The organism is Desulfopila sp. IMCC35006, assembly GCF_005116645.1.
Lineage (GTDB): Bacteria > Desulfobacterota > Desulfobulbia > Desulfobulbales > Desulfocapsaceae > Desulforhopalus_A.
Genome location: NZ_SWCM01000002.1, coordinates 532706 through 538705 on the forward strand (window position 1 = coordinate 532706; position 6000 = coordinate 538705).

Annotated in this window: 5 protein-coding genes; 3 read left to right on the plus strand and 2 right to left on the minus strand. The window is 47.0% G+C overall.

What is annotated here, in order from left to right:
* Window positions 1–20 precede the first annotated feature (20 nt).
* Window positions 21–215 (minus strand): 50S ribosomal protein L28, encoded by a 195-nt coding sequence (rpmB, locus tag FCL47_RS06265; RefSeq protein ID WP_136812609.1) that lies wholly within the window; start codon window positions 213–215, stop codon window positions 21–23.
* 374 nt (window positions 216–589) lie between these two features.
* Here rpmB and FCL47_RS06270 point away from each other — a divergent pair, with 374 nt between their 5' ends.
* The 3 genes from FCL47_RS06270 to FCL47_RS06280 all read left to right on the plus strand — a co-directional run bounded on the left by FCL47_RS06270 (window position 590) and on the right by FCL47_RS06280 (window position 3382).
* Entirely contained in the window at window positions 590–1912 is a 1323-nt protein-coding gene (locus tag FCL47_RS06270; protein WP_136812610.1) for a cytochrome c biogenesis protein ResB, read from the plus strand.
* A gap of 36 nt (window positions 1913–1948) precedes the next feature.
* Window positions 1949–2800, plus strand: a complete 852-nt coding sequence (gene ccsB / locus FCL47_RS06275) for a c-type cytochrome biogenesis protein CcsB (protein ID WP_136812611.1) — start codon at window positions 1949–1951, stop codon at window positions 2798–2800.
* Between the two features lie 150 nt (window positions 2801–2950).
* Window positions 2951–3382 (plus strand): cytochrome c3 family protein, encoded by a 432-nt coding sequence (locus FCL47_RS06280; protein WP_136812612.1) that lies wholly within the window; start codon window positions 2951–2953, stop codon window positions 3380–3382.
* Window positions 3383–3476: 94 nt separating this feature from the next.
* On the opposite strand, the gene glyS is transcribed toward FCL47_RS06280, so the two are convergent.
* Complete coding sequence (gene glyS, locus FCL47_RS06285; RefSeq protein ID WP_136812613.1) at window positions 3477–5552, minus strand: glycine--tRNA ligase subunit beta; 2076 nt, start codon at window positions 5550–5552, stop codon at window positions 3477–3479.
* Window positions 5553–6000: the final 448 nt, after the last annotated feature.

A 6000-nucleotide genomic window follows, 5' to 3' on the forward strand; every position in this document is an offset into this window, starting at 1 on the left:
CACCCTGAGAACGAAAATCTTCAGGCAGCTTTTACCACTGCTCCGGACCTTATACAACGGGTACATACTTTGGTTTTCTTTTTGTTTCCACCTGCATCGACCATGCGCACCATCTTCAGGTTTGGCAACCAGCGTCTTCTAGTCTTATTATGTGCATGAGAAACATTATTTCCAACCATTGGTCCCTTTCCACATATTTCACAAACTTTGGCCATTGTTATCTCCTTCTATCCCATTCACCCGCCGGACGACGGTTCAAATGAGGAATGCATATATTGTATGTGAGTAAACGATTCTTCAGAATCTGACTTTTTAACCTCTTTTAAAATTTAAGGCAAGATATTTCCCTTATCAATTATGGAATTGGCAACTTTTCCGGCGCCAATGGCAAAGAATTAGTGTTCTGGAAGTAAATAACAATTAGATTGTCATCCATGTTATCTGCTTAATAAGCCTCAATAATGGCTTGATAAAAAACCACCATTTTTGTTCAAATGCACAAGTACACCTTCTCTCTCATTGCAATCTTGCAAAACCTATTGTAGTACTTCTTCGTTTAACAATAATTCTCACTTTAAATACAGGTCTTATGATTATATTCAATCAACTCTGGAACTTTTTTTCTTCCGTTAAACTGGCGATATTTACACTCTGCGCCCTTGCTGGTACTTCCATCGTCGGTACCATCATCCCACAGGGAGAATCGACAAGTTTTTATGTGCAAAATTTTGGTCGGGAAACCGCCCATTTTTTTCAGATTCTTGATATCCCCAACATGTATTACTCCTGGTGGTTTCTCGGCTTGCTGGGTATCCTCAGCACCAACCTCATTGTCTGCAGCCTGGACCGGTTCCCGGCAGTTTGGAAAATAATAAAAGCCGATAACCTTGCCATCGAGCCTGAGCGTATAGAAAAAATGGCCAATTTCAATAAATGGGAGTTTGGCACGGATAAGCTCAACCATATCGATCTTGCCCAGCTCCTCAAGCAAAACGGCTGGCATGCACAATCTAAAAAGATTGACAGCAATGAGCTCTTCTTCTGCCAGAAAGGCCGCTGGAGCCGTACCGGAGTCTACATTGTCCATCTCTCCATCCTGCTTATCTTTACCGGGGCCATTATTGGCCACATCTGGGGCTTTAAGGGAAGCGTCATGATACCGGAGATGAGTTCGACCCAAAAGGTTTTTGCGTTCAAGGAAGGGGAAGCCTTAGAGCTTGGTTTTACCGTGCGTTGCAACTCCTTTGCCATTGAATTTTATAACAACGGCATGCCCAAGGAATACAAAAGCAGTCTGACAATTATTGAACAAGACCAGGAAGTACTCACCCGAGATATAGAGGTGAACAGTCCACTCACCTATAAAGGAATAACCTTTTACCAATCCAGTTATCAGGGCTATCAGGATTTTATCCTTTCCATTACCGAAAACAGTTCCGGGGAATCGAAGGTTTTCACCCTCCCCTTTCAGAAACAGATGATCTGGGAAGGCAAAGACCTTCATTTCGGCATCGTCAATGCCGAGGCGGTAGGACAAAGAGTCGTACGCGCGAAAGTATGGTTTAAATCCGGGGACAGCCCGGCGTCCATTGAGTGGCTGAACGACAATGTGAATACCACTTTCACCAGCGGGGCAAAAGAATATACTCTTGCCGTCAAACAGATGTACGCAACCGGCCTGCAAGTCGCCAAAGATCCGGGGGTATGGGTGGTTTATATTGGCTGCGGATTGATGTTGCTGGGACTCTATGTCGCTTTTTTCAGATCACATCAAAGGATATGGCTGTTCAAAAAAAATGGCTCATCAACGCCCCAGCTCTGGTTGTCCGGTTCAACCAACAAAAACAAAATGGCATTTACTCAAGTTTTCGAAAAGCTCAAAAATCGTATTGAACACGCCGTCCAACGATAACAACCGCCTGATGGAATGAAACGGAGTATATAAAATATGGATAGTTCACAACTACTCGGCATCACAACCTTCACATACATGCTCTCAACAGTGTTGTACATTGCAATACTGGTGTTTAAGACCCCTCGACTTGGTGGTATTGCCACTCTGTTTACCGCGCTGGCATGGTTTGTCCAGACCGCGGGACTCGTCATGCGGTGGATCGAATCCTATCAACTGGGCATCGGCCATGCACCGCTGACTAATATGTATGAGTCAGTGGTCTTTTTTGCCTGGACGATCATCCTTCTCTATCTCCTGATCGAATGGAAATTCAAGACCAAAATTATCGGCGCCTTTGCCGTTCCTTTTGCCTTTCTGGCCATGGCGTATGCCTCTTTTTCCACCGATCTCGATAAAACAATCAATCCCCTGATTCCAGCACTGCAGTCCAACTGGCTTATCGCCCATGTGGTCACCTGTTTTGTCGGCTACGCCTCCTTTGCCGTGGCTGCGGCCCTGGGCATTATGTATCTGCTGAAGAATAAATCGACAGCATCCGGGAATGCATCGGCAGCACTGTCCAGCCGCTTCCCTTCTCCTGTAGTCATTGACGATATTATTCATAAAACCATGGTGTTCGGCTTTATCTGGTTAAGTGGAGGCATCATTACCGGCGCCGTCTGGGCGAACTCGGCATGGGGTACTTACTGGAGCTGGGACCCAAAAGAGACCTGGTCACTCATTACCTGGTTTTTTTACGCCATCATTCTTCATTCCCGATATACTCGAGGGTGGTCCGGTAAGAAAATTGCGGTGTTAGCCATTTTTGGATTTCTCTCGGTTCTCTTTACGTATTATGGGGTTAATTTCCTCCTTTCCGGCTTGCACAGCTACGGTTCGAGTTAAACCTCCGGTGCGGCCACATTGTAGCACTATTCCCAGTATTACTGAGAGTTAACAGGTTTGACAAGTTAAAGGAAAAACTGTATATACAGCATTATTAAAGTGCAGCGCAATGTAAGTGCCTTATTAAATTCTATAGAAAGGAGAGCAATTATGTTGAAAAAATTTGTAGTCTGTAGTGTTGTCTCGTTGTTTGTAATGGGCGGTGCTGTTATCTCATCGATGGCGACCGGTGATACAGGACCAGCGGATATCAAAATTGTCGACAGCACCAGTGCCAAGCCAAAACCGGCGCAGTTCCCCCACAAGGTGCATCAGGATAAGTTCAAATGTGGCGAGTGCCATCACGGCATGGCTGATGGCAAGCAGGTAGCATACACAGAAGGCATGAAAATTGAAAAATGCGAAAAATGCCATACTGGTGCTACCCTTGCCGGTAAAATGAAAGACAAACTCAAGCTCGACACCCTCAAAGGTGCCGGACATGGTAATTGCCTTGAATGTCATAAAGAGATGGCCAAAAAAGATCCCGCATTAAAAGAAAAGAAAATCGACAAATGCGCCACCTGCCATCCTAAAGCTTAATCTGTTCTTTAATTAATCACCAAAAAAGGGGGTGTTCGCGATTGCGAACACCCCCTTTTTTTTCTTTTTGTACCTGATATTTTGACTGGGTAGTTTAGTTTTCCTGCAGCTTTGAGATATCGCCAATCTGCAAAATAAGATCGCCCAGGGCAGTCAACAGATTGAGCCGGTTTTGCCGGACAGCCATATCGTCAGCCATAACCATCACTTCATCAAAGAAGGTATCGACCGGTTCTTTCATTTTCAGCATTACTTCAAGAGCCTTCAGATATGCTTTTCTCTCAATGAGCTGTTCCATTTCCTGGCGCACCTCACCAAAAAGTGTATGCAGGCGTTCTTCTGCTTTATGCTCAAGCAAATCGGCAGAAACGGATGTCTGCCGGTTATCTTTGACAATATTTCGAATGCGCTTATAGGAAGCGGCAAGAACCTTGAATGCAGGCAGCAGGCTGATTTTGATAATTGCATCAATCCGTTGCCGACAATCGTTCACATCATCAAAATTCACTGAGACGGCGGCATCGACAGCCTCTGCAGCCAACCCTCGACTGACACAATCGTTGGCAAAACGTCCTTTGATAAAATGTATCACCGCCTCAACAGTCTCGTTTCCACCATCTACCTTGTTGCCATAAAGAGCCAATGCTTTATGAACAATCTCCCGAAGCGAAAAAGTATAGCCTTTCCCTTCAATAATATGCAGGATCGCAAGGGAAATACGGCGCAAGCCAAAAGGATCAGCGGTGCCGGTCGGCACCTGACCGATGCCGAAACAACCGACAAGGGTATCGAATCTGTCGGCAAGACCAAGCAGGGCCCCGATATCTGTGGACGGAATGTCGGCCCCCGCCCGTTTGGGCATATAATGCTCTTTAATCGCCGTCGCTACGCTTGCTTTCTCACCATCATGCAAGGCATAAGCCCCTCCCATGACACCCTGCAAAGACGGGAATTCACCAACCATATCGGAAAGCAGGTCAGTCTTGCAGAGCAGGGCCGCACGGCAGCACTCGTCTACCAGTGATGGCTTGAACTGTTCGGCCAGAATTCTCACGAGCTTGACGAGCCGTTCGTTTTTCTCCAGCATTGTGCCCAGCCTGGCCTGGAAAATAATCCCCTGCAGCTTGTCGATCCGACTTTCAAGCCGGACCTCACTGTCGCTGTTGAAAAAGAACAGAGCATCTTCAAGTCTGGCGCGTAAAACCCGCTGATGGCCCTTGCGAGTTATCGCGCTATCATTGACTCTGACATTATTCACTGCGACAAAACCGGGGAGCAATTCGTTTTTTTCGTTGACGACGGGAAAGTACTTTTGATTGACCCGCATTGAGGTAATAAGGACCTCCGAGGGAAGCTCGAGAAATTTACGATCAAACACGCCGCAAACACCAAATGGCATCTCCACGAGATTATTCACCGTATCGACGAGATCTTCGTCAATTGCCACATGGCCGCCTGCGAGGTCGGTGGAATCGGCCACTGCCTGTTTAATTTCAGCCAGGACGGCATTCTTTCTTTTTGCAGGATCAACCATAACAAATCGTTCGGCCAGCTGTTCGACATAGCTTGCCGCGTTTGTTATGGTAAATTGCTCCCCGGCGAGAAATCGGTGACCGCGGGTCTGGTTTCCTGATACAATGCCTTCATGATTGACAGGGATTGTCTCCTGACCGAAGAGAGCGACAAGCCATTGAATCGGCCGGGCAAAGGTGATCTGATTGTCTCCCCAGCGCATCGACTTGGGGAAAGACAGGCCGACGATGAGAGATTGCAGCATATCCGGCAAAAGATGCATGGTATCCTCGCCCTGAACCTCGCGCACAAGCATAAGATAGTCGCCCTTGGGGGTTTCTACCACCTGCAAGGCACTGACCTCGGCTCCTTTGGACCTGGCAAAGCCAATGGCGGCTTTAGTCATGTTCCCCTCGGCGTCAAAGGCAGCCTTTTTCGAGGGACCAAGGAGTTCTTCTCTGCTATCATCCTGCCTTTCAACAACATCTTGTACGATCAACGCAAGCCTGCGCGGGGTACCCAGCACCCTGACAGCTCCGTGGCCGATTTTCAGCTCAGCCGCCTTCCGGCAAAACAGTGTCTCTAGCTGGGTAAGCGCCGGATCAAGATAACCTGCCGGAATTTCTTCTGTGCCGATTTCAAAGAGTAGATCACGCATGTGGATACAATATTAATTAAGGGTTTAATAAGAGGACTGCATGACGGAGTTGGCCCCGGTACACAAATAATCAATCTCAAGTCACTTACCCCCGCCAAAAGATTTGCGGGACTCCGTTCAGTGCCCCCTTGAGGGATATAAGTTCCTTCACGAAATAATTGTCTTGTGAAAAGCACAAGAAACATTTCCATTTGGCCACTAACCCCGCCTAAAAGATTTGCGGGACTCCGTTCAGTGCCCCCTTGAGGGGTAAGTTCCTTCACGAAATAATTGTCTTGTGAAAAGCACAAGAAACATTTCCATTTGGCCACTAACCCCGCCTAAAAGATTTGCGGGACTCCGTTCAGTGCCCCCTTGAGGGGTAAGTTCCTTCACGAAATAATTGTCTTGTGAAAAGCACAAGAAACATTTCCATTTGGCCACTAACCCCGCCTAAAAGATTTGCGGG

Bases quoted from the DNA above. Each gene is read 5' to 3' on its own strand.
- rpmB (WP_136812609.1), bottom strand. From the start codon at position 215: ATGGCCAAAGTTTGTGAAATATGTGGAAAGGGACCAATGGTTGGAAAT.
- FCL47_RS06270 (WP_136812610.1), top strand. From the start codon at position 590: ATGATTATATTCAATCAACTCTGGAACTTTTTTTCTTCCGTTAAACTG.
- ccsB (WP_136812611.1), top strand. From the start codon at position 1,949: ATGGATAGTTCACAACTACTCGGCATCACAACCTTCACATACATGCTC.
- FCL47_RS06280 (WP_136812612.1), top strand. From the start codon at position 2,951: ATGTTGAAAAAATTTGTAGTCTGTAGTGTTGTCTCGTTGTTTGTAATG.
- glyS (WP_136812613.1), bottom strand. From the start codon at position 5,552: ATGCGTGATCTACTCTTTGAAATCGGCACAGAAGAAATTCCGGCAGGT.